The organism is Flavobacterium frigoris (assembly GCF_900111075.1).
GTDB lineage: Bacteria > Bacteroidota > Bacteroidia > Flavobacteriales > Flavobacteriaceae > Flavobacterium > Flavobacterium frigoris.
In genome coordinates, this window is sequence record NZ_FOFZ01000004.1 from 204,076 (window position 1) to 228,474 (window position 24,399).

General features: G+C 34.3%; 21 protein-coding genes. 10 read left to right on the forward strand and 11 right to left on the reverse strand.

Going from position 1 to position 24,399, the window contains the following annotated elements:
• Nucleotides 1-100: 100 nt before the first annotated feature.
• Together mnmA and BMW63_RS08070 are read right to left on the reverse strand one after the other, a co-directional pair.
• Nucleotides 101-1,288 carry a tRNA 2-thiouridine(34) synthase MnmA gene (mnmA, locus tag BMW63_RS08065; RefSeq protein ID WP_074722948.1) on the reverse strand — a complete coding sequence of 396 codons (1,188 nt, stop codon included), beginning with the start codon at nucleotides 1,286-1,288 and terminating at the stop codon, nucleotides 101-103.
• A 75-nt stretch (nucleotides 1,289-1,363) separates the two neighbouring features.
• Entirely contained in the window at nucleotides 1,364-2,074 is a 711-nt protein-coding gene (locus BMW63_RS08070; protein ID WP_074722949.1) for a toxin-antitoxin system YwqK family antitoxin, read from the reverse strand.
• A gap of 492 nt (nucleotides 2,075-2,566) precedes the next feature.
• Between BMW63_RS08070 and BMW63_RS08075 the strand changes: the two genes are divergently transcribed.
• The gene (locus BMW63_RS08075) at nucleotides 2,567-3,532 is read left to right on the forward strand and encodes a fasciclin domain-containing protein (protein ID WP_074722950.1); all 966 of its coding nucleotides are present in this window, start codon (nucleotides 2,567-2,569) and stop codon (nucleotides 3,530-3,532) included.
• Between the two features lie 67 nt (nucleotides 3,533-3,599).
• On the opposite strand, the gene yidC is transcribed toward BMW63_RS08075, so the two are convergent.
• The 6 genes from yidC to guaA form a co-directional block, all read right to left on the reverse strand.
• The gene (yidC, locus tag BMW63_RS08080) at nucleotides 3,600-5,504 is read right to left on the reverse strand and encodes a membrane protein insertase YidC (RefSeq protein WP_074722951.1); all 1,905 of its coding nucleotides are present in this window, start codon (nucleotides 5,502-5,504) and stop codon (nucleotides 3,600-3,602) included.
• A gap of 85 nt (nucleotides 5,505-5,589) precedes the next feature.
• Nucleotides 5,590-7,203, reverse strand: coding sequence for a CTP synthase (locus BMW63_RS08085; RefSeq protein ID WP_074722952.1), 1,614 nt, complete (start codon nucleotides 7,201-7,203; stop codon nucleotides 5,590-5,592).
• A gap of 153 nt (nucleotides 7,204-7,356) precedes the next feature.
• On the reverse strand, nucleotides 7,357-7,590 hold the full coding sequence (locus tag BMW63_RS08090) for a DUF3820 family protein (RefSeq protein WP_074722953.1): 234 nt from the start codon (nucleotides 7,588-7,590) through the stop codon (nucleotides 7,357-7,359).
• Between the two features lie 82 nt (nucleotides 7,591-7,672).
• Nucleotides 7,673-8,074 (reverse strand): OsmC family protein, encoded by a 402-nt coding sequence (locus tag BMW63_RS08095; RefSeq protein ID WP_074722954.1) that lies wholly within the window; start codon nucleotides 8,072-8,074, stop codon nucleotides 7,673-7,675.
• 87 nt (nucleotides 8,075-8,161) lie between these two features.
• The gene (locus tag BMW63_RS08100) at nucleotides 8,162-10,129 is read right to left on the reverse strand and encodes a LysM peptidoglycan-binding domain-containing protein (RefSeq protein WP_074723033.1); all 1,968 of its coding nucleotides are present in this window, start codon (nucleotides 10,127-10,129) and stop codon (nucleotides 8,162-8,164) included.
• A gap of 127 nt (nucleotides 10,130-10,256) precedes the next feature.
• Complete coding sequence (gene guaA / locus BMW63_RS08105; RefSeq protein WP_074722955.1) at nucleotides 10,257-11,786, reverse strand: glutamine-hydrolyzing GMP synthase; 1,530 nt, start codon at nucleotides 11,784-11,786, stop codon at nucleotides 10,257-10,259.
• Nucleotides 11,787-12,013: 227 nt separating this feature from the next.
• Here guaA and BMW63_RS08110 point away from each other — a divergent pair, with 227 nt between their 5' ends.
• Nucleotides 12,014-12,541 carry a hypothetical protein gene (locus tag BMW63_RS08110; RefSeq protein WP_074722956.1) on the forward strand — a complete coding sequence of 176 codons (528 nt, stop codon included), beginning with the start codon at nucleotides 12,014-12,016 and terminating at the stop codon, nucleotides 12,539-12,541.
• Between the two features lie 17 nt (nucleotides 12,542-12,558).
• Here the strand turns inward: BMW63_RS08110 and BMW63_RS08115 are convergent, their stop codons facing one another.
• Both BMW63_RS08115 and BMW63_RS08120 read right to left on the reverse strand, forming a co-directional pair.
• Nucleotides 12,559-13,260, reverse strand: a complete 702-nt coding sequence (locus tag BMW63_RS08115) for a hypothetical protein (protein ID WP_074722957.1) — start codon at nucleotides 13,258-13,260, stop codon at nucleotides 12,559-12,561.
• Nucleotides 13,261-13,431: 171 nt separating this feature from the next.
• The gene (locus BMW63_RS08120; protein WP_074722958.1) at nucleotides 13,432-14,028 is read right to left on the reverse strand and encodes a hypothetical protein; all 597 of its coding nucleotides are present in this window, start codon (nucleotides 14,026-14,028) and stop codon (nucleotides 13,432-13,434) included.
• 264 nt (nucleotides 14,029-14,292) lie between these two features.
• Between BMW63_RS08120 and BMW63_RS08125 the strand changes: the two genes are divergently transcribed.
• From BMW63_RS08125 to BMW63_RS08150, 6 genes are all read left to right on the forward strand, one after another.
• Nucleotides 14,293-14,682, forward strand: a complete 390-nt coding sequence (locus tag BMW63_RS08125) for a RidA family protein (protein ID WP_074722959.1) — start codon at nucleotides 14,293-14,295, stop codon at nucleotides 14,680-14,682.
• Between the two features lie 65 nt (nucleotides 14,683-14,747).
• Complete coding sequence (locus BMW63_RS08130; RefSeq protein ID WP_074722960.1) at nucleotides 14,748-16,004, forward strand: voltage-gated chloride channel family protein; 1,257 nt, start codon at nucleotides 14,748-14,750, stop codon at nucleotides 16,002-16,004.
• 67 nt (nucleotides 16,005-16,071) lie between these two features.
• Nucleotides 16,072-17,079 (forward strand): DHH family phosphoesterase, encoded by a 1,008-nt coding sequence (locus BMW63_RS08135; RefSeq protein ID WP_074722961.1) that lies wholly within the window; start codon nucleotides 16,072-16,074, stop codon nucleotides 17,077-17,079.
• Between the two features lie 6 nt (nucleotides 17,080-17,085).
• Nucleotides 17,086-17,781, forward strand: coding sequence for a gliding motility-associated peptidyl-prolyl isomerase GldI (gene gldI / locus BMW63_RS08140; protein ID WP_074722962.1), 696 nt, complete (start codon nucleotides 17,086-17,088; stop codon nucleotides 17,779-17,781).
• A 16-nt stretch (nucleotides 17,782-17,797) separates the two neighbouring features.
• Nucleotides 17,798-18,922, forward strand: a complete 1,125-nt coding sequence (locus tag BMW63_RS08145; RefSeq protein WP_074722963.1) for a peptidylprolyl isomerase — start codon at nucleotides 17,798-17,800, stop codon at nucleotides 18,920-18,922.
• 40 nt (nucleotides 18,923-18,962) lie between these two features.
• Nucleotides 18,963-20,144: a peptidylprolyl isomerase gene (locus tag BMW63_RS08150; protein WP_074722964.1), complete on the forward strand. Its 1,182-nt coding sequence runs from the start codon at nucleotides 18,963-18,965 to the stop codon at nucleotides 20,142-20,144.
• Between the two features lie 91 nt (nucleotides 20,145-20,235).
• Here BMW63_RS08150 and BMW63_RS08155 read toward each other — a convergent pair whose 3' ends face one another.
• Nucleotides 20,236-20,676 (reverse strand): hypothetical protein, encoded by a 441-nt coding sequence (locus tag BMW63_RS08155; RefSeq protein WP_074722965.1) that lies wholly within the window; start codon nucleotides 20,674-20,676, stop codon nucleotides 20,236-20,238.
• Between the two features lie 321 nt (nucleotides 20,677-20,997).
• Here BMW63_RS08155 and BMW63_RS08160 point away from each other — a divergent pair, with 321 nt between their 5' ends.
• Both BMW63_RS08160 and BMW63_RS08165 read left to right on the forward strand, forming a co-directional pair.
• The gene (locus tag BMW63_RS08160; RefSeq protein ID WP_074722966.1) at nucleotides 20,998-22,128 is read left to right on the forward strand and encodes a Rieske 2Fe-2S domain-containing protein; all 1,131 of its coding nucleotides are present in this window, start codon (nucleotides 20,998-21,000) and stop codon (nucleotides 22,126-22,128) included.
• Nucleotides 22,129-22,409: 281 nt separating this feature from the next.
• Nucleotides 22,410-24,299 carry a heavy metal translocating P-type ATPase gene (locus tag BMW63_RS08165; protein WP_074722967.1) on the forward strand — a complete coding sequence of 630 codons (1,890 nt, stop codon included), beginning with the start codon at nucleotides 22,410-22,412 and terminating at the stop codon, nucleotides 24,297-24,299.
• Nucleotides 24,300-24,399 lie beyond the last annotated feature (100 nt).

A 24,399-nucleotide genomic window follows, 5' to 3' on the forward strand; every position in this document is an offset into this window, starting at 1 on the left:
TTAGACAAAACAGTACTATCCAATAATAAACTCATAAAACAAAATGAATGAATCAAGTGAAAAGGCATATTGCCATTTATTTTAGAAATAAAGCACTAATCTAAGAAATAACTCCCGAACCAACTAATTCATCTTCTATATACCAGGCAACAAACTGTCCTTCTGTAATAGCTGATTGTGGTTCCCGAAAAGAAACATACATTCCGTTTTCAAATTGGTGTAAAGTAGCTGCTTGTAATGGCTGTCTGTAGCGTATTCTTGCCATAACTTCCATTTCTTCTCCATTAGCCAAGGTCATATCTGTACGAATCCAGTGTACTTCAGATTTTTCTATAAACAAGCCTTTTCTAAACAATCCTGGATGCTGACTACTCAAACCGGTGTAAATTGTATTAGTCTCTACATTAGTAGCGATAATAAACAAAGGGTCTTTATTCCCTCCCACATTTAGTCCTTTTCGTTGACCAATGGTGAAATAATGAGCCCCTTGATGCTTCCCTACTACTTTCCCCATTTCTGGAGTGTATACTTTTTTATTCGAAGCCAATGCTAATGCTTGTTCGGCAGATAATCCTTCTTGCACTTCAATGGCATATATAGAATCATCTTTATCAATTTGTATAATCGAACCTTCTTTTGGCTGCAATTTTTGCTGCAAAAATTCCGGCAAACGAACTTTACCTATAAAACACAACCCTTGAGAATCTTTCTTTTCGGCAGTTACCAATTCCATTTCAGCAGCAATTTCACGCACTTCAGGTTTGGTTAACTCACCTATAGGAAATAACGATTTCGATAATTGTTCTTGTGACAATTGACATAGAAAATACGATTGATCTTTATTATTATCAGCACCGGCAAGTAATTGATATACCGTTTCACCATTGACCTCAATTTCACTTTTTCTACAATAATGACCTGTAGCAACATAATCCGCTCCCAAGCTTAAAGCAATTTTCATGAAAACGTCAAATTTTATTTCGCGATTACAAAGTACATCAGGGTTTGGAGTTCTTCCCTTCTCATATTCATTGAACATGTAATCCACAATTTTCTCCTTATATTCTTCACTTAAATCGACTGTTTGAAAAGGAATTCCTAATTTTTCAGCAACTAACAATGCATCATTACTGTCTTCTAACCATGGGCAATCGTTTGAAATGGTAACCGAATCATCATGCCAATTTTTCATAAAAAGACCTATCACTTCATATCCTTGTTGCTGCAGCAAATACGCAGCAACACTTGAATCCACACCTCCAGAAAGTCCTACTACAACTCGCTTCATTTTATACTCTTTATTAATTTTTACAAGACTGCAAAGTTACAATGTTTTTATTACAACAACTGTTCTACAATAAACTTAATTCCCCTTGGACTTCGCTGCATTATCGGGAGTGCTCATGTTCATTTCTTTGACAAGTTTTCCATTTGTATAAAATTGCCAAAGCCCCGCTTTCTTCCCGTTGATGAATTTACCTTTTGAGACTACATTACCTTGAGTGTCTTTAAAAATGGCTAATCCATTATATTCATTATTCTTATAAATCGATTCTTCAAGTACAATTCCATTCTCTGAAAAACTCTTGTAGCTACCGTCTTTTGCATTGCTTCTATAATTTATTTCTTCAGCAACTTTGCCGCTAGGGTAGTATACAGATCGCAAACCTTCTAGCTTACCCCTCTTATAATTTTCGACAGTCATAACCGTTTTAGAAGCCTGATGATAGTATTTCCATTCCCCTTCAAACAACTTATTGAACACCTTACCTTCACTTACCTTATTTTTTGCCTGATCATAAAACACCGTATACGCTGAATTATCTCTACCATTAAATTCTCTGGTAGCTATTATTGATTTTGCTTTAGTGTCGTCATAAAAACTAAATACTCCTACTTCTTTACCATGTTCGAAAGTGCCTTCGTATTTTGATCTTTTAGAATCTACGTAAAACCCCTTCCAAACTCCATTTTTTTTACCTTTTTCATCGACCTTATTATAATCTAGTTGAGCGACGGTAATATGACTCGAGAATATTAAAAATAGAAGAAAATAAAATTTATACTCTTTCATTGTATTGTATGGTTTAAGGCTATTATTATAAAAACAAAATTACTCCTTTTATATCTAAACGTTTTTATATTTTATTTTATTATCCAACAATTTATGAATGCCTTTGACAAATTCAAAATAACATTCGAATAAATTAAATAAAACACCAAACTATATTTCTTTACGACGAATTGCGATAACGTGGAGTCCTATTTTCGAATGAAACCTAAATGAAGCTAAACAAAAAAACACCTAATATCGAAAGAACCTTACTAAAACAGCATTGGTTTTTGTTTAACATTATAAAATCAGGTAAAAAACTAATTTTTAAAAAAAAAATCATATACACTTGATTATTAGTGCTATAGTTGTTTATAAAGGGGGAAATTATAAAGATAAACAGTTTTAAAAAAAAACATAAATTTTAATTTTGTTTACTATTTTTTATATAAAAATTAAACAAAATACAAAAAACTATAATTACTTTAGCTCAAACATTTAAATATAAATATTATGAAAAATCTATTTAAAACTAAAATTTTTACTTTGATTGTCTGTCTCTCTATCTTTGCAACTTCTTGTAGTGATGATAACAATAATGAGACTCCTCCCGTAGACAACACGATAACAGGAATCGCTTCAAAAACAGCTGATTTCAGTATTCTAGTTCAAGCATTAACAAAAGCAGAACTAGCAACGACCTTACAAGGAAGCGGACCATTTACAGTATTCGCTCCTACTAACGATGCTTTTACAGCATTTCTTACCGCAGGCGGATACGCAAGTATAAATGATGTTCCAAAAGCTGCGCTAACACAAGTTTTACTGAATCACGTTGTTAGCGGCGCGGTAAAATCAACAGATTTAACAACCACTTATATCAAAACTTTGGCCAAAGGAACTGCCTCTACTACAAACAACTTAAGCATGTTTGTTAATACTACCTCTGGTAACGTAAAACTAAACGGTGTTGCCACCGTTACAACTGCTGATATTATCGCTTCTAATGGTGTTATACATATCGTTGATAAAGTAATCGATTTACCTACAATTGTAACTCACGCTACAGCCAATCCTAATTTCACCTCCTTAGTTGGTGCTTTGACGGGAGCAGGACAACCGGATTTCGTAACCATTTTGTCTGGAGTAGGACCATTTACAGTATTCGCTCCTACTAACGATGCTTTTACATCTCTAAATACGGAGTTAGCTCCTGGAGGAATAGCAAGTGTTTCTGCTGCTAATTTGACAAAAGTATTACAATACCATGTTGTATCAGGAAACATTCTTGCGGCTAGTTTAACCGAAGGTCAAATTGTTTCTACATTACAAACACCGCAAACTTTTACAATTCAACTGACAGGAGGAGCTACAATAAAAGATGCAAATAACAGAATATCAACTATTGTAGCGACTGATGTACAATGTTCTAATGGAGTTATTCATGTACTAAACAAAGTTTTATTACCTACTTTATAAAAACCAAAATAATTATAAAACAAAAAAGCTCCCAAAATTGGGAGCTTTTATTATGAAATAGAAATTACTATTTCTTTTGATCTTTTGCTTTTTGAGCCTCAGCTTGCTCCATAACTTCTTGAAGTTTACGTTGGAACTTACCTTGTTTCTTAGGCTCTTTTTTCTTGTTCTCTTGAATTTGAGCATGAATCTTATCACTATCAATAATATAATTCTTAATTACAAGCATGATTCCTATTGTAATTGTATTCGAAACAAAATAATACAAACTCAACCCAGAAGCATAACTATTAAAGAAAAACAACATCATTAATGGCGAAACATAAATCATGATTTTCATCATTTTTGCCATGTCAGGCATACCTTCCTGTGTAGGAGCAGCCATTTGTTGATCTCCAGTTGTCATTTTCATATAAAAGAAAATAGCTATAGAGGCAAGAATGGGAAACAAACTAATATGACTACCGTATGCCGGAATGTGAAACGGTAACTCATAAATAGAGTCAAAAGAAGATAAATCGTCTGCCCAAAGGAATCCTTTTTGTCTTAAACTTATTGCCGAAGGAAAGAATTGAAATAAAGCATAAAATATCGGGGCTTGCATCAGTCCCGGTATACAACCAGCCATTGGATTCACACCCGCTTTATTGTAAAGCTTCATTGTTTCCTGCTGCTTTTTCATTGCGTCTTTTTTGAATTTTTCCCCAAGTTCATTAATTTCAGGTCTCAATACTTTCATTTTTGCCTGTGACAAAAATGATTTATATGTGATAGGTGACATCGCTAATTTCACTAGCACTGTAAACAATATAATAGCCCAACCGTGTTGAATAAACAAACTTAAGAAACCATACATTGGTATAAAGGCATGACGGTTAATCCAACCAAAAATACCCCAACCCAAAGCAACAATATCTTCTAAGTTTTTATCATATGATTTCAACAAAGTATAATCAGTTGGCCCGTAGTACCAATTCATTTTTTGATCAATCTCTCCGTTTTTGAACACTAAAGGAATAACTGCCTTGAATTGTTTTGTAAAAACCGTATCAATTTTATCGTCATTAACTAAATTATTTGAAAATAATTCCGCTTTAGACAAAGGCACATCTGAAACTAAAATAGAAGTGAAAAAGTGTTGCTTATAAGCAATATAAGATACATCACTAACCGTTTCTGTCTCGTCATTACCTAATCCTAAATAATTACTTTTCCCATCTTCATGTTCGTAATAAAGTTCAGAATAGCGATTTTCATAGCTAATACTCTTTTCATTTGTGTACGTTTTTAGGTCCCATTCCAGGTTTAAAGGTTTTGAAGTATTCAAGACTTTACTCAATCCTTGCGACTGAATATCAAAGTCTAACATATAATCATCCGCTTTAAGTACATATTTATATTCTAGATATTCATTAGAACCTGCTTTTAAGCGCATCGATAAAACTTGATCTTCACCGTTTTTTGTCAATGTCGGTTCAAAAAACAAATCTTTTGTATTTAAGGTACGATTATCACTAGTAAGCAACTGCACATTCAGATTAGCGTTATTGTCTTTAATCAACTCTACTAATTGCCCAGATCCTTTTTTAAATCTTTCGAATTTCTTTAAAGTAGCTTCTACAATATATCCTCCTTTATTAGCTATTGTTAACTTAACTAATTTATTTTCTATAGTTGTAAAACCTTCTTTAGCTGACGGTAATGTAGCAGAATAAGCAAAATTTCCAAGCTTTTTCTCTAATTGTGCTAATTGAGTAGAATCGCCGGTAGAAGCGACAGCAACTGTAGCTTCGGCAACCACTTTATCATTTAACTCTTTCGCTTTAGCCTCTTTAACCACCAATTCCTTTTGCGCTTTCTCAGCAGCAATTACTTTAGGATCTGGTTGATTTTGATACATTATCCAAAGTAATATTCCAAAAATCAATACAAAACCAATTATCGAATTCGGGTCAAATTTCTTTTGTTCCATTATTATAAAAATTATTTATGTTTTATTGCTTTTCGTTTCCCAATAAACAAAGGTTAGATTCTACTATCGTGTTGAAATACTAAAATTATTTCTTTTTTGCTTTTACAGCAGCGGCTACAAAATTCACAAAAATAGGATGTGGGTTTGCAACGGTACTTTTATATTCCGGATGGTATTGTACACCTATGAAAAAAGGATGATTTTCTAATTCCACGATCTCAACCAATCCTGTATCTGGATTCACTCCAGATGCTTTCAAACCAGCCTTTTCCAACACATCAACATAAGCACTGTTATATTCATAACGATGACGGTGACGTTCAGAAATTGTCGATTCTCCGTAAATTTTATACGCTAATGAGTCCGTCTTGATGTCACATTTCCAAGCTCCAAGACGCATTGTCCCTCCCTTATCAGTTACATTCTTTTGCTCTTCCATTAAATTAACGACTGGATGTTTAGTATCCTCATTCATTTCTGTCGAATTGGCATCAGCATAACCTAAAACATTTCTTGAGTATTCGATAACTGCCATTTGCATTCCCAAACAAATTCCGAAAAACGGAACTTTCTTTTCACGTGCATAACGAACCGCTTCTATCTTTCCTTCAATCCCTCTTTCTCCAAAACCTGGGGCCACTAGTATACCATCAAGATCTTTTAATTTATCTTCAATATTTGAGGCATTAATATACTCAGAATGAATTGAAATTATATTTACTTTAGTCTCATTTGAAGCTCCTGCATGAATAAATGATTCTAAAATTGATTTGTAACAATCCTGCATTTCTACATATTTACCAATCAAGCCGATGTTTATAGTATGCTTTGGATTTTTTATTCTGCGTAAAAAGGTGTTCCAATTTTTTAAATCTGGAGCTGCTTTTTTAGGTAAGTCTAATTTCTTTAAAGCAACAACATCAAGACCTTCTTCTAACATCAAATTAGGTACTTCATAAATCGTAGCTGCATCAATAGATTGAATAACTGCTTCTCTTTTAACATTACAAAACAAGGCTAATTTATTGCGAATTTCATCAGAAATTTCATGTTCCGTTCTACAAACTAAGATGTCCGCTTTTATTCCGCTCTCCATTAAAGTTTTTACGGAGTGCTGTGTCGGTTTTGTTTTCAATTCTCCTGCAGCAGCTAAATAAGGCACTAGAGTTAAATGAATGACAATAGCATTATGCTCTCCTAAATCCCAAACCAGTTGACGAACTGATTCTATATAAGGTAAGGATTCAATATCCCCAACTGTTCCTCCAATTTCGGTTATAACAATATCAAAATCACCTGAATTACCAAGGATTTGCATTCTGTCTTTTATTTCATTGGTAATATGAGGAACTACTTGCACCGTTTTTCCAAGGAATTCTCCTCTTCTTTCTTTTTCAATAACTGAAAGATAAATTCTTCCTGTAGTAACATTATTTGCTTGAGAAGTAGGAACATTCAAGAAACGTTCGTAATGTCCTAAATCTAAATCAGTTTCAGCGCCATCATCCGTCACATAACATTCTCCATGTTCATATGGGTTTAAAGTACCCGGATCAACATTTAAATAGGGGTCGAACTTTTGGATAGTCGTCCGATACCCTCGTGCTTGTAACAATTTTGCCAAAGATGCTGCGATTATACCTTTCCCTAAAGAAGAAGTCACACCGCCAGTAACAAAAATATATTTCGTTTGATTCATGCTGTTGTTGTTTGTTTTGTAGTTGTGTCAAAAACTTGGCAAAAATACGATTATAAATTGAGAATATGCTAATTTGAAAATGAGATAATTTGGAAAAATGACAATTGCTTAACAAAACCCATTTTAAACAATAAACCTCACTAATTTCTTAAATTAGTGAGGTTTTGGATACCTTTTTTTAATATTTCTTATTAATTCTTCTAGTCCATTCAGCTTTAACTCATATATAAGTTTTAATTGCTCGCCTAATTCTCCTTTCGGAAACCCTTTGTTGTTATACCATACTACGTAGTACTCAGGTAAATCAATTAAAAACTTCCCTTCATACTTTCCAAAAGGCATTTTCGTATGGGCTAATTTTATAAGTTGTTGTTGATTTTTATCCATAAAGATAGTCGTGGGAGATTTGAAGTTAGAAGTGGCAGTTAGAAAATTAAAAACTCTAACGCCTAACCTCTAATCTACTTAATTATTTCCAATTAAAAATGATTCGTTTTTCGATTTCAGTATTTAAACTTAAAAAAACAGGACAAGTCATCGCAGTTTTTTCTAGAATGGTTTGAATTTTTTGATCTGCACTTATGTTCATATCAAAAACAATCTCTATTGCCCCAATTCGCCTTGGCTCCGCGTTCATGATTTTTGTTACTAAAGCTGTCGCTCCAGTAAAATCCACATTCATAACGCGGGCTTTTATCCCCATAACAGTCATCATACAACTTGCTAAAGCATTTGCAACGGTATCGGTAGGCGAAAATGCTTCTCCTTTTCCGTTGTTATCCAAAGGAGCATCTGAAACAATTTCACTTCCTGATTGAACATGTATTGACGATGTTCTTAGGTCTCCTAAGTAGGTTACTTTTGATGTCATTTGTGTTATTATTTGTTATTTTGGTCACATGTAATTCGCATTTGACTTCTATTCGTGCTGCATAACATTTCCGTTATGCTAATGTAATTAGTTTGCTTCTTTTATCGTCATATCTGTATCATAATACAAAATAAAAACACCTTTATTTGTGTACCCGCCATCCTCTTTTTTATAGTATTCAAACTTATTCTCGCCTCGTTTTGTCGCTGCTGAATTTACAGTATCTTCAAAACTTTTATTTTGAACTAATCGAATCATGGTATCAAAAGTCAAATCAAAACCACGAGTAGCATAATCACTTGGGAAAATATTATTTACTTTTCTATATTTCTTTTCAAAAATTGCCGCTTCAGGAGACACATAGTCACTAGTTACCGACGGATACATTAGTTTTAATTTTGTAAGATTTAAATATTTAATTTCATCTGTATCTAATGTTTCATTAGGCTCTAAAATCACCAACTGCACCTGATAAGCTGGCATAGAACTCAACATAGCGGCTATAGTAGTTTTTATCATCCAGGTATTCCCTGTTTCCATTACTACATAATTCAATTTATCCTTGACCAACATACTTTTAAGACTTTCCGCTGATAAACTTCCATTATCTTTAAAGGCAACAAAGGGAACTTCTTTTTGATATTGTTTTATGTATTGTACAATAGATTCTTTTTTCTTGTCTACCACAGCAATAATATTACCATTATTTGATCGCATATAATCAAACATAGCGCCCTTAATTACTTCATTTGTAGGTATCGTTTGGTATAAGTTGCCATACGGATTTCCAACATCTTTTGAAAGTGGAGAAATAACAGGTACATTATTAACACTCAATAACTGCGCTGCTGTTTCTGCATTACTTTGATAAAACGGGCCAATAATAGCATTAGCATTCACAAGATTTCTATTCTGAATTATTGAGGCAACTTCGGAACTGTTTTTAGTTTCACGAGAGTCATAAATATCAACATCAATAGGATAACCCAGAGTTTTAGCTGAATCTATAGCAATTAAAGCACCTGCATAAAAATCTAAAGTCATATTTAAAAACTTATCTTTTTTCAAACGTGTAAAAGTAGAATTTATAGTATCACTTTCTATATTTGCCATATTAAAAGGCAAAAGTAAAACCATTCTTTTACGATTACTATAAATGACTTTTTCTGATAATAACTTATATTCTTTTTTATCCTCGATTGAAACGGGCACTTTTGATGGCACTTTTAAAACCATACCAATTTCAACTCCTTCAATGAGTTCTGGATTTAGGGCAATAAGCTCTTCTTGAGTCATCTCGAACATTTTTGACAAGCTGTATAATGTTTCTTTTGGTTTTACCTCATATGAAATATACTCGACAATCGTTAAAGCTTTTTTCAAGTCTTGTTTCTCCTTTTCGCCTTTCGGCTCTGCTTTCACAGTTACTTTTTCTAGAACTTTTTCTGTAACTTTTTCTGCTTTTGGAGCCATTCCCTTAATTATCAAACGATATCCAATAGGTAAATTATCAACCACTTCAGGATTGCGTTTCTCCAATTCCTGAATAGAAATACCATATTTTTTAGCTATAGAATATTTTGTTTCCTTTGCCAACACATCATGATAAATAAATTTATCATGATCTACAACAGTATTATTTGGGGTATTTTTTGAAGGAATAGTAAGTGTTTGCCCAATTTGCAGCCCCTCATTTTCAAGAAATGGGTTCGCTCTTTTCAAATCTTCGTCAGAAATCCCATATTTCTTTTCGATTCCATACAATGTCTCTTTTGCGATTACATCATGAGATTGGGATTGCACATTTGTTTTAGTCGGTACACTTAAAATCTGCTTACCTGATTTATTTGGAATCAGCAAGACACTGTTTGGTTTAAGACCACTTTGTGCATCAGGGTTTAATTGGTAAATATCAAATGGTGTAACTTTATACTTTTGTGCTATTTGATAGATCGTTTCTCCTTTCTCCACTTTATGCGTTATCGCTTTTCCTTGTGAAAAAACATTTGCGGTAAACAAGAAAACAGTTATGTAGATTGCAAAAAAATACTTCATCATAGTAGGTGTATAAATTATTTGTTCAAAGATAACAAAAACGGTACCAAATTTTAATGAAAAAATTGGTACCGTTTATATAAAGACTATTAAAAATTAAATTTTTAATGTAAAATATCAATGTGACTTATTCCCATTCAATTGTTGCAGGCGGTTTTGAACTAATGTCATATACCACTCTATTCACTCCTTTAACTTTATTGATAATATCATTCGATACTTTCATTAGGAAATCATAAGGTAAATGTACCCAGTCAGCAGTCATACCATCTGTAGACTCAACAGCTCGAAGCGCAACTACTTTTTCATAAGTACGCTCGTCTCCCATTACCCCTACACTATTTACAGGAAGAAGGATCGCTCCAGCTTGCCATACTTTGTCATACAGCCCCCAAGATTTCAATCCATCAATAAAGACTTTATCTACATCTTGTAAAATTTGTACTTTCTCAGGAGTAATATCTCCTAAAATACGAATTGATAATCCAGGTCCAGGAAAAGGATGTCTTCCTAATAACTCAGGATCAATTCCTAATGAAGCTCCAACTCTGCGTACTTCATCTTTAAAAAGCATACGAAGCGGTTCTACAATTTTTAATTTCATATAATCAGGCAAACCACCTACATTATGATGCGATTTAATTGTAGCTGAAGGTCCTTTGACAGAAACCGACTCAATTACATCAGGATATATGGTTCCTTGTGCTAACCATTTTACGTCTTCAATTAAATGAGATTCATCATCAAAAACTTCTATAAATACTCGACCGATAATTTTACGTTTGGTTTCCGGATCACTTACTCCTGCCAATTCTGACAAGAAACGATCTCCAGCATCTACTCCTTTAACGTTTAATCCCATTCCTTTGTATTGATCCAATACACTTTGGTACTCGTTTTTACGAAGTAAACCATTATTCACAAAAACACAATATAGGTTTTCGCCAATAGCTTGATGCAATAAGACCGCTGCCACAGTAGAATCTACTCCACCAGAAAGTCCTAAAACCACTTTGTCATTTCCAACTTTCTCTTTCAATTCCGCCACCATCTCTTCTACAAAAGCATTTGGAGTGAAATTTTGAGGAACTTCAGCGATTTTTACTAAAAAGTTCTCTAACATCTTTGAACCATCGGTTGAATGAAAAACTTCTGGATGGTATTGAATAGCATAGGTAGTTTCACCTTCAATTTTGTAAGCAGCAAATTCCACATCATGTGTACTTGCCAACTTCACACCGTTTTTAGGCAAAGCTTTAATACTATCGCTATGACTCATCCAAACTTGGCTATTCTCTGAAACACCTTCAAAGAAAACTTCATTCTCTTTAATATAAGATAAATTAGCTCTACCATATTCTCTCGTATTTGAAGCCGCTACTTCCCCACCGCTAAAGTGAGCTAAGTATTGCGCTCCGTAACATACGGCAAGCATAGGTAATTTACCTCTAATTTGAGATAAATCTGGATGTGGCGCATCTTCTCCTCTAACAGAAAAAGGGCTTCCTCCAAGAATTACGGCTTTATAACTTGATAAATCACTCGGAAAATGATTGTATGGGAAAATTTCGCAGAATATATTTAATTCGCGAACTCTACGCGCAATAAGCTGAGTATATTGCGATCCGAAATCTAAAATAAGTACGTTGTGTTGCATGCGCAAAAATACTTTTTATATTCGGAATTGAAAAATTGAATTTTGAAAAATATCTATTTATTTTTTCGACTACTATTCTATCACATTTTTTATGTCCAAAAAAAATAACTTTTGACCTATAATCTTAAAACAGGCTATTCCTATTTTGATCCAAAATTAGTATGCTTTTAAAGTAGTATCTTTGCAATTAAAAAGTAAAACTACATTTTAAAATAAATTTATAAAAGATGAAAATAAAATCATTTATCGTTATCACCCTTTTGGCCCTATTTATATTTTCATGCAGTGTAGTTGACAAGTTATTGACTTTTACCGTTTCAAATCAAACTGAGTTCACAATTGCCAGTAATTTTCCGCTTAATATTGTAAGTGGTATAGCAACACCTGACGTTCCTACTAACTCAAGTAAAGAATTTGAAAACAACAATACTAAAGCTAATCTAGTAAAAGATGTTAAATTAAAAGAATTAAAACTAAGTATAACAGATCCAAACGATAAAACTTTTAGCTTTTTAAAATCAATCCACATCTATATTTCAACAGATGCTAATGATGAAATAGAGTTAGCATATTTAGATAATATTAGCGCTACAACAAATACAATATTACTTACACCAACTTCGCAAAAACTAGACAAATATATCAAGGCTTCAAGTTACAAATTGCGAGCAGAAGCAGTCATCAAAGAAACATTGACTACAGATATTACAGTAAAAGCAGATATGAAGTTCAGTGTAACCGCGGATCCTTTTTAGTTCGAAGAAGACAATTTTTATTCTTTTATAAATGTAAAATTAGATTTGACTCCTGTGTCAAAATTATTCCACAAGTCAGACAGCAGTAAATTTCCTTCTTTATCATAAATATAAAAAGCTCCTGTATTTCCTCCCAACGACCCACGGTTTAAAGCTTCTAGCTCTAAATAATTAAGACCCTCTTGGAGTTCTATTTTGATGTCTTTGAAACTTGATTCTAAGTATAAATTATTTGCTAAAACAGTACCCTTATAATTGTGAATAACGGTAGCTTTAATCAAATCTCCATCAATTGCACCATAGTCTCTTACTCGAATCGTTAAAGATTTTGACTTTGTACGAATGATTCCAAAATCCAAGTCTTTTAGGTTTAAATAAGAAGTATTCTCTTTTAATCCATTATTGACTAATGATTTTTCAATATTCTTATTCATTTTATCTCTCACTTCATCACCTGGATTAATAAAATCATTGGTTTGAATCATAGAAATAGGATCAGGATCACCAATTTTAAAATTAGTACTCTGAAATTTGACTTCAGGCTTTTTTAAAATATTAGGAGCAACAATATCTGGTGGAGCAACTGGCGCAGGAATCGCTTTTTTAGTTTTAATGCTTGTATCCAAAGGTGGAATCGCTTTAAACTTAGAACTAAACTCAGTTTGAGAATAGCCATTTATTGCAAAACACATCATAATAACCAATAAAACCTGTTTCATATTATACCACTTTGTTTTTAAACACTCTCAATATCAAGTTGCGGCAAATATACCAAGCTTTCTAATTAGAAAACAAAACCTCGAACGAACATTAAAAAAAATTTAACCTTATTTAACTGAAAGACATCCTACATTTATAGTTCAATCCATATTCTTTATTAAAAACCACATTTATTGCTTATCGACAATTATTGTCGCCTTGTATCCTTCTCCAATGTTCCATTGACTCGAAGAAATAAGCTTTCCTTTATCGTCATAAACCTGAAATTCTGCAGTATTAGGTGCGGCAAAACCTTCATTTAATGCCTCAAAATCAATTGTATTAATTCCTTTTTCGAGTTTCAGTTCAAACCCTTTAAAGTCTCCATCCAGTAAAACTTCATATTCTACGACCTTATAATTTACATAAATCCTAATTCTATCCCCATCAACATAGGCGCCATCACGATATCTGACCCTTGCCGTTTTAGAATTTGTTTTAAAAATCCCTAAATCTTGGTTTCTTTTATACACTTCTGATGCAACAATAACATCATTCTTTGGTACTCTAAAATTATTTTCTGCTATACTAGCAGGAACATAAGGTACAACTCGAGGTGGATCCGGAATTTGCGGAACTATTGGTTTAATTTTCAAATCCTTGCTTTTAGGAGGAATCGCTTTAAACTTACCTTTAAATCCTTCCTGAGCATAACAATTGATATTCGTCCCTAAAATGAAAACAAAGAAGAGAATTCGAACAATCGCGTTTGTATATTTATAAATCATCTGTACATTTTTTTAAAAAATAAAAAACCAATAGTATATAAAAAAATAAAAATGGCGTAGTTTAATCTCCTACTATAACTTTAAATATTCAAAAATAGTATACTGTAGCGTTTATAATATGATAAATCCCAACCAGCAAAATCAAACCTTTTTTTATAAAATCAGTATTTTTTATTTTATTATTTTTTATAAATTGCAAAAAATATACCAAAGTTTATAATCGAATCACATTCCTAAAATAACAAACTAAAAAAACGCAATAAAATGAAAAGAGAAAACATATTAACAGGTTCTCCTTGGGAAGACAAAATGGGTTATTGTCGTGCTGTACGAATTGGAAACATCATTGAAGTATCAGGAACGGTGGCTATTGTGGATGGGGTAAAAGTAAAATCTGACGATGCTTACGCTCAAACACTTAACATCCTTGAAAGAGTAGAAAAAGTACTTGAAGATTTAAATGCGAGCATGAAAGATGTTATTCGTACCCGAATTTTCACTACTGACATCACTTCATTTGAGGCAGTTGCTACAGCACATGCTCAATTTTTTAAGGATATAAAACCTACTACGGGTTTCTATGAAATTAGCAAATTAGTAGCTCCTGAATATCTCGTGGAAATTGAATTTACTGCTGTACTTCCTGAAAAATAAAATAGTTCGGAAGGATTGTAATACTTTAGCCAAAAATTGCTTGGGTAATCCCACTATTAACAAGAATGAATTCAGAAAAAATAAAAAAAAATATAGTAGTTGCTCTCAAGTGGATTTCCATTTGTGTTTTGATAGGCTTTTTGTCAGGCTCAGCATCCGCCTTTTTATTAGTGACGCTGGAATGGGCAGCACAATATAGAGAACAGCACAACTGGATTATTTGGCTCTTGCCAATTGGTGGCTTATTGATTGGATTAGGGTATCACTATTACGGTCAAGAAGCTATAAAAGGCAATAATTTACTATTAGAAGAATACGAAACGCCAAAAAAGACGATTCCTTTAATAATGGCTCCGTTAGTGCTTATCGGCACGATAATCACTCATTTATTTGGTGGGTCAGCCGGTCGTGAAGGAACGGCGGTGCAGATGGGTGGCGCAATAGCTGATCAATTTACCGGCATATTTAAACTCGATAATTCAGAAAGAAAAACACTTATTATTTTAGGAATCAGTGCCGGATTTGCTTCCGTTTTTGGGACACCGTTTGCAGGGGCTTTATTTGCTTTAGAGGTTTTATATTTCAGTAAAATCAATTACAAAAGCATTGTTTTATCCATTATAGTAGCCTTTATAGCTTACTACACAGTCGAGTTTTGGGCAGTAAAACACACCCATTATTCCATTCCTATCGTTCCTAGTTTTACTTTAACGCTATTGCTTTGGATTATTCCTATTAGTATTTTGTTTGGTTTGGCAGCCATGCTTTTTTCAAGAAGCACCCATTTTTGGGGTGCTTTATTTTCGAAAACAATACAATATCCCCCACTACGTCCCTTTGTTGGAGGGATTATACTTGCATTTGCTATGTATTTCATCGGAACTACAAAATACCAAGGCTTAGGAGTTCCTATTATTGTTGAGTCTTTCTCGAATCCAAGTGAATATTATGACTTTCTACTCAAAATATTGTTTACCGGTTTTACATTAGGTGCTGGTTTTAAAGGGGGCGAAGTTACCCCGTTATTTTTTATTGGCGCCACATTAGGAAGTGCCTTATCCATTTTTGTCCCAATGCCTATAGCACTTTTGGCAGGAATGGGATTTGTGGCAGTATTTTCAGGGGCTACACACACACCTATTGCCTGCACCGTTATGGGAATGGAACTCTTTGGAATAGAAAGCGGATTATTTATTGGGCTTGCTTGTTTTATAGCTTATTTGGCATCGGGATCAGTAGGTATTTACCAATCACAAATAATAAAAGGGCCTAAGCATCTTTTATACCAAAAGTTTAAAAGAAGAAGATTAGACAATTTTTGATCTAAAAAACAACGTTAATTTCTAAATATTTTCAACATTACATTAAAAAAATGTAAATTCGCACACTATGAAAATACAAGACATTCAAGCGATACAGTTGTTATTAGCAACACCAAAAAAAATTGCAATTATTCCACATAGAGGTCCTGACGGGGATGCTATGGGTTCTACCTTAGGATTATATCACTTTTTATTGAAAAATAATCATGAGCCTATCGTGATTGCTCCAAATGAATTTCCGGATTTCCTCGCTTGGCTTCCAGGCTCAGAAACCGTTAAAATATTCGAAAAAGACAAAGAAAACTGTACTAAAATACTAGAAGCTGTAGACCTTATTTTTACGTTAGACTTCAATGCTTTGCACCGCGTGGGTGGCGATATGGAAACTGTTTTAGCCGCGATGAAGGCGCCATTTATCATGATTGATCATCATCAAAAACCAGACGATTATGCTGCTTACACGTATTCAGACACCTCTTTTGGTTCCACTTGCGAAATGCTTTACAACTTCATTTCCTTTCTTGGTAAAAAAGAAGACATCGACAAGATTATAGGAACCTGTATTTATACTGGAATCCTGACTGATTCCGGTTCTTTTCGATTCCCGGGCACTACAGGAAACACGCATAGAATTGTTGCCGAATTAATTGATTTAGGTGTTGAAAATACTAAAATACCCACTTTGCTTTTTGAAAATAGTTCGTATAGCAGATTGCAATTATTGGGTAGAGCGCTTCAAAACTTGAAAGTAATCCCAGAACATCAAACAAGCTATACTACGCTTACACAGGACGAATTAAATACCTTTGGTTATGTGAAAGGCGATACTGAAGGCATCGTAAACTATGGTTTGAGCATAAAAGGAATTATTTTTACTGCCATTTTTATCGAAAACAAAGACGAAAAAATAATCAAAATATCTTTTCGTTCACAAGGAGACTTTGATGTCAATCAATTTGCAAGAGATCATTTTCAAGGTGGAGGACATCGCAATGCTGCTGGAGGAAAATCAGAAGTATCAATGGAAGAAACTGTACGCAAATTTGAGGAATTAATAACAAAACTAACGATATAATCCATCATGAAATTTAGTCCTATTATCGTAATTATCTTATTTTTATCACTTATGGTTTCCAGTTGCAAACAGCACCAGGAAGCACGAAGACCTATTTCACAAACTTCAGGGAGTTTCATGAAAAAATCAGTGGTAAGAAATAAAAAATTAGTGGCTGGTGAAGAAGATCAGATCAAAAAACTGATGAAAAGCAATCCAGAAGTGAATTATATTGCCTCTTCAAAAGGCTATTGGTATTCCTACGACACTCAAAATGAAATAGACACGCTGACTCCAAAAAAAGGAGATGTGGTGTTCTTTGACTATGAAATAAAAGATCTTAACGGTGCTATCATATATTCTGAATTAGAATTAAGACCACAAACCTATTATGTCGACAAACAAGACATTATGATGGGATTAAGAGACGGTATTAAACTAATGCATAAAAACGAGAAAGTTAATTTTCTTTTTCCATCGCATATGGGATTTGGCTATCATGGAGACAATAAAAGAATAGGTGTAAACCAACCTTTGATTTGCACCGTGACCCTGCATGATTTTAAACCAGAAGCCGTCTATAAAAAACAAATAGTACCCAAATCAACCCCTATTAATCCTGCTGTAAAAACAGTAACGACAGACAGTACCCAACCAGTACCGGCTCCAATAAAAAAAACAATCCCAACTCCGATAAAACAAAAAGACACTTTAAAACAGTAAGTTAACCACTATCATTATGAAAAAAAGAATCTTATTCGTATTACTCACAATCGCCACATTGTTTTCCTGCAATGAGGAAAACAGCAACCTTCCAGATGGTTTATATGCCAAAATACAAACTAACAAAGGTGATATAATAGTAGCTTTAGATTATAATAAAGCACCTATAACGGTCGCTAATTTTGTTACTTTGGCCGAAGGTAAAAATGATTTTGTCACTAATAACAACCTGAAAGCTAAACCCTTTTATGATGGATTAAGATTCCATAGAGTGATTAAAGATTTTATGATACAAACAGGAGATCCATTAGGTACAGGTTCAGGTGATGCTGGGTATAAATTTAAAGATGAAATTACTGATATGCGCTTTGATGCAGGTGGCGTTTTGGCAATGGCAAATAACGGCCCAGCCACTAACAGCAGTCAGTTTTTCATTACACACGTTGCAACCCCATGGTTAGACGGCAAACATACTATTTTTGGACATGTAGTCGATAAAGGGATGGATGTCGTAAACTTGATTGAGCAAAGTGATTTAGTTAATAAAGTTACAATTATCCGAAAAGGAGAAGCCGCAAAAAAATTTAATGCAGAGAAAACTTTTTATGACTACTTCTCTGTGGAATCTGAAAAGCAAAAGCAAAAACTGGCTTTAGAAGAACAAAGTAAAAAAAAATACGATGAGAAATATAAAGATGTCCGTGAAGACAAGGTAAAATATTTTAATGCTTTAAGAAGCAAAGCTACAAAAACATCTACAGGACTAAAATATGTAATTACAACCAAAGCAGCTGGCAAAAAACCAGCAAAAGGCACAACAGTATATATTCATTATGCAGGTTTTCTAGAAGATGGTCATCTTTTTGATACAAGTATAGAAAATGTTGCTCAAACCTACGGGAAATTTGACCCTGATAGAGCTGCTCAAAATGGATATCAGCCAATTCCATTTCAAGCTGGAAAAAAGGATGGGTTGATTCCTGGATTCATTGAAGGATTAGAAAAATTATCTTTTGGTGACAAAGCAATTTTGTTCATACCATCACACCTAGCATATGGCGCTGGCGGTGCAGGAGATGTAATTCCTCCCAATGCAAATATTGTTTTTGAAATAGAATTATTGGAAACAATGCCTCAATAATCGAATAGAAATATATAATTAGTCCTTAAATAAATATAAAATGAAACTTAAATTTTTATTTTTAGTGTGCATCGGAATGTTAAATGCGCAGGCTCAGACCACAAAAAAAACTGTCCCTGTTAAGAAATCTAGTACAACCGTTAAGACTGTAGTAAAAACTCCAGTTATTGAAGGTGTTTTTGCCACTTTTTCAACAACAAAAGGCGACATCACAACTCAGTTAGAATACGAAAAAACACCTATTACAGTTGCCAATTTTATTTCGCTTGTTGAAGGAAAAAACACTCTTGTGACTGACGATAAACTAAAAGGAAAACCTTTTTATGATGGATTAAAATTTCATCGTGTAATCCCGAACTTCATGATTCAAGGAGGCGATCCTACAGGAAGTGGAGCTGGCAGTACTGGCTATGCTTTCAAAGATGAATTTACTGATCTGAAGTTTGACAAAGGTGGCATTTTGGCTATGGCTAACTCAGGCCCAGCCACTAACTCAAGTCAATTCTTTATAACTCATAAAGATACACCATGGCTAAATGGAAAGCATACCATTTTTGGACATGTAACTGAGGGTATGAATGTCGTGAATGCAATCGCTCAAGGTGATGTGATTACTAAGATCACTATTACACGCAAAGGTACTCTTGCAAAAAAGTTTGATGCTCCAAAAGTATTTTCTGAATATTTTCTAAACAAAGAAGAAGAGGCTAAAAAACAAGCTTTAATTGAAGCAGAAAGTAAGAAAGCCTCTATTGAAAAATACGCACCGGTAATTGCTTCAAAAAAGGCATATTTTGCAACTGTAAAAGCAACTGCGACGACAACTCCTTCCGGACTGACTTACAAAATAGTTCAAAAAGGAACAGATGTAAAACCAATTGATGGTAGCACTTTCTATTTTCACTATGCCGGTTATTTTGAAGATGGAAATTTATTTGACAGCAGCTATGAAGACGTAAATAAATCGTACGGTAAATACGATGAAAATAGAGCCGCACAAAACGGATATCAAGCCTTTCCTTTTCAGGCTGGAAAAAAAGACGGTATGATTCCTGGATTTTTAGAAGGATTAAGCCTAATGTCTTATGGAGACAAAGCGGTATTATTTATTCCTTCTAATTTGGCTTATGGAGCACAAGGCGCTGGTGGTGTTATACCGCCAAATACAACGCTAATTTTTGAATTGGAGATGTTCGAAAAACCGACAGGTCCAAAACAATAAAAAAAAGACTTTAAGAGAGATTTTAAAAACAGAAACCCGATACATTTTTAGATGTATCGGGTTTTTATCATTTAATAGATTTCTTTAACTATTATTTACTCTTAAACTTCCAATCAAATTCATCTTTCTGATTGATGATAGCTCCCACTTCAACTTTTACAACCTCATCAAATTCTGTTTGAAAGATAATCCAATTGTCTTCGTTAAAATAGTTTTCGAAAGTATCAAATTCTTCCTGAGTAAATTTAGCTACTCCTTTTGCAACCAATTCTTTTTTGACTTCACTAATTTTTCTATTAATCACTTTATGTCCAAATAACTCCAAGTTTGGATTAGAAGCTACCATATAACCTAGTCTAAAGTCTTCCTCTTTGTAGAATGTCAAACGGATTTTGAGAGTGTTGTAAGCAAAAATGACGTTATCATCTTCGTCTTTATAGTTTCTATCCGGCTTACCGTATATTGCAGTAACATCCTTTTGTTTCATCCCGAAAATGAGTTGATCAATTCCGTTTTTTAAGTTTATTTTCATCTGATTCTATTTTACCGCAAAGTTCGCAAAGTTTTTGGCAAATTGCGCTATGTTTTATTTTTTTATCATTTTCAATGTCTTCTTAATAGAAGCAATTCTTGCGAGGTCTACATGCTTGTAACCATTTTGCAATTCATTGCTTTTTCCCTATCTTTATGAGACTATAAACATTTAGCTTAATCTAATTCCCAACATCCTGAATTCAAAGCAGCTTAATCACTGCTAGAAACATTGCTAACACCAACCTCTCAGAAGAACATTCGAAAGATTGGATTCACAGGACAGCACGATTTTTTGTGTCAAACATTAAATTATTCGAAAATGGATTTCATAAAAGTAGCATCGCTTTCTGAACTTCCAGAAGGCAGCAGTAAAATAGTAAAAGTAAAAAATTCAAAAGTGGCTCTGTTTCATTTCAACGGAAAAATAACGGCTATTGGTAATGCCTGTTTACATAAAGGAGGTCCGCTAGGCTTAGGATGTATTGAAAAGAAATACGATGGTACTTACGTAACTTGTCCTTGGCATGGCTGGGAATATAATATCCAAACGGGTACAGCACCGCCAGGATACAAAGACCAGCAGGCAGTTTATGAAATAAAAATAAAGGGAGATGCGGTTCTAATAAGCGAAGAACCCATAATTAAAGCCAAAAAAGCAACACACGATTTAAGTGCCTTGGACGATTTAATTCATCTAAAATACCAGACCACGGCAACTTCTATAAACATATTAGGAATCTCAACCACCAATATGAATGATGATCTGGTACGGTTCAGCACATCCGAAAATGCGCTGGAAAAAGCCTTGGCGTATGCAACTGAAAAATATGGAGCCGAAACAAAAATGATAAAGCTAAGGCAATTGAACTTTCGGCATTGCGAAGGCTATTATTCTCAGCATATGAATGCTTGTACCTGGCCCTGTAGTGTGACTGAAATGGATGTCAAAGATGGCATGACGCAGGTCTATCGCGACATGGTATTGTGGGCTGATGTAGTTTTGGTGGCTACTCCCATTCGCTGGGGAAATGCTTCTTCTTTATACTACAAAATGGCAGAAAGATTGAATACGGTGCAAAATCAAATTACTCTCAAGAAAAAAATATTAATACAAAACAAAGTCGCAGCTTTCATTATCACTGGAGGCCAAGACAATATCCAAGCTGTCGCAGGTCAATTAATGGTGTTTTTTACTGATTTGGGATTTGTCTTTCCTCCATTCAGTTTCTTGGGTTGGAGCAGAGGATGGACAGCAGAAGACATGGACAAGAATGTCCTACAATTTAAAAAGAGTGAGTATATAAAGCGCACCACCAAAGAAATGATAGATAACTGTGTCGAAACTCTATCTCAAATAAAAAAAAGAGATATTTTCAAAATAATCGCTCCAAAACCACATCGACAAGATTCTCTATCCGCAGATATTGACAATCCAGAGATGAATATTTAGAGTTAGACGCCAGTACTACTCTAAAAAAATTGTTTAAAAAAGCTGTTTTTCACGGCTGCTAATTCAGCTACTGAGACTTGCTGCCCCCAATACTAAAAACAGACTTCCAGCTATTACATAATATGCTACATCAACGGACGAAACGTTATTTTTGTTTAACTTAGCCTTCAAAAAAACAAATACAACATCCCCAATTTTCTCGTAACTGCCGGCATACCCATAAAACGATCCGTTGGGATCTTAAGGATTACTAAAATTCAGTTAGAACAAATGATTTATATATGAAACTCCCCATTCAAGATAAAAAATTTATTTTACTACTTTCAGCCGTAACAATCGTTATCATTTTAGAAATTTTATCTATTATTGGTATACACATCCCTATGCCTTACGGCCCTTTTATTTTCGCCGTATTTATCATCGGTATTGGTCACGCCGTTTTGATAAATGGTATAAAAGCGATTTTTAAACTTAAATTCAGCAGCATCAATTTACTAATGACAATTGCTGTTGTAGCGGCCTTTTATTTGGGAGAATACCCTGAAGCGGCAGTTGTTATTGTACTCTATGTTTTGGGCGAACGGCTTGAAGATATAGGTCTTGAGAACTCAAAATCGGCATTAGACCAATTAGTAAACATAGCCCCAAAAACCGCTTTTGTCAAATCAGAAAATAAAAATGTTCCCGTAAACAAAGTTGCTGTAGGCACTATCATTCAAGTGAAACCAGGTGAAATGATTCCGCTAGACGGAAAAATAGTATCAGGAGAAACAACCGTTGATGAAGCGGCTATTACTGGAGAACCCATGCCGAAAGACAAGCATCCAGGCGATATTTTATTTGCAGGAACACTTAACAAAAATGGTTTTGTCGAAATGGAAACCACAACACTTTCTATAGATACCACCTTCGCAAAAATAATTCGTCTGACTTTTGAAGCAGCTGCATCTAGAAGTGACACCCAGAAATTCATTCAACGTTTTTCTAAATTCTATACGCCTACTATAATCGCGATGGCAGTTTTGGTCTTTGCAATACCAGTATTTATACTAAACTTAGACTTTGACCTTTGGTTGAAACAAGCCATTACGCTCTTAGTGATCGCCTGCCCCTGCGCACTTGTAATCTCTACACCCGTTGCCATCTACGCTGCTATAGGAAATGCTTCCGCAAAAGGAGCCCTGGTAAAAGGAGGGAAATACATCGAGGCCATGGCTCAGATAAAAGCGATTGCCTTAGACAAAACGAGAACCATCACTTATGGAACTCCAATCGTTTCCGATGTTTTTCCGCTAAATGGAACCAGCCGTGAAGAGCTTTTATCCTGTACCGCCGGAACAGAACTTTTCTCTGAACATCCATTGGCGCAAGCCATTGTCACGGCAAGCAAAGCAGAGGGTTTTGAACCGCATAAAGCCGAAGGTTTTAAAAGCATCATGGGAAAAGGGGCAATTGCACGATGTTTAGTTTGTGAGGATGAAACTGTTTTTGTGGGTAAACTTGACTTCATTAGAGAATATCACGAAGTAACTGAAGAAGCTGAAAAAATTGTCGAACAATTAGCTTCAGAAGGCAAAACAAGCGTTGTCGTTAGTTTTGGTCAAGGTGTCGCCGGTATTATAGGTTTGACTGATGCTATAAAACCCGATAGCATTACCGCCATAAAACAATTACAAGCGCTTAATATTGAGTTAATAATGCTAACAGGAGACAGCGAAAAAGCAGCTCATTTTGTGGCCAATACCATCGGTATCAAAAAAGTATTTGGGGGCTTACTTCCGGAAAACAAATCGGATAAAATGGCGGCTCTTTTAAAAGAATATGGTAACGTGGCCATGGTTGGAGACGGCATAAACGATGCACCAGCTCTGGCATTAAGTACCGTGGGAATTGCAATGGGAGCTGCCGGAAGCGATACGGCCATTGAAACAGCCAATATTGCCCTGATGAACGACAAACTTTCCCTTATCCCGTTTCTAATTCGTCTCAGCAAAAAAACCCTCTTAAGAATAAAAATCAATACTATAGGAGCCATCGCCGTGAAAGTAATTTTTATCACATTGGCCTTTCTGGGATACAGCAATTTGGTTTTCGCGATTGCTGCAGATGTAGGAGTTACTTTGGTTGTGATTTTATTGAGTCTGAACTTGATGAAATTTGAAAACAAATAAAGACCAACTATCACCTTAATTTATATATATATAACGACCTTCTATTTCTAGTGTTAAACATTAACTAAAGGCTACTAAAAATTACGAACTAATTTTCAGC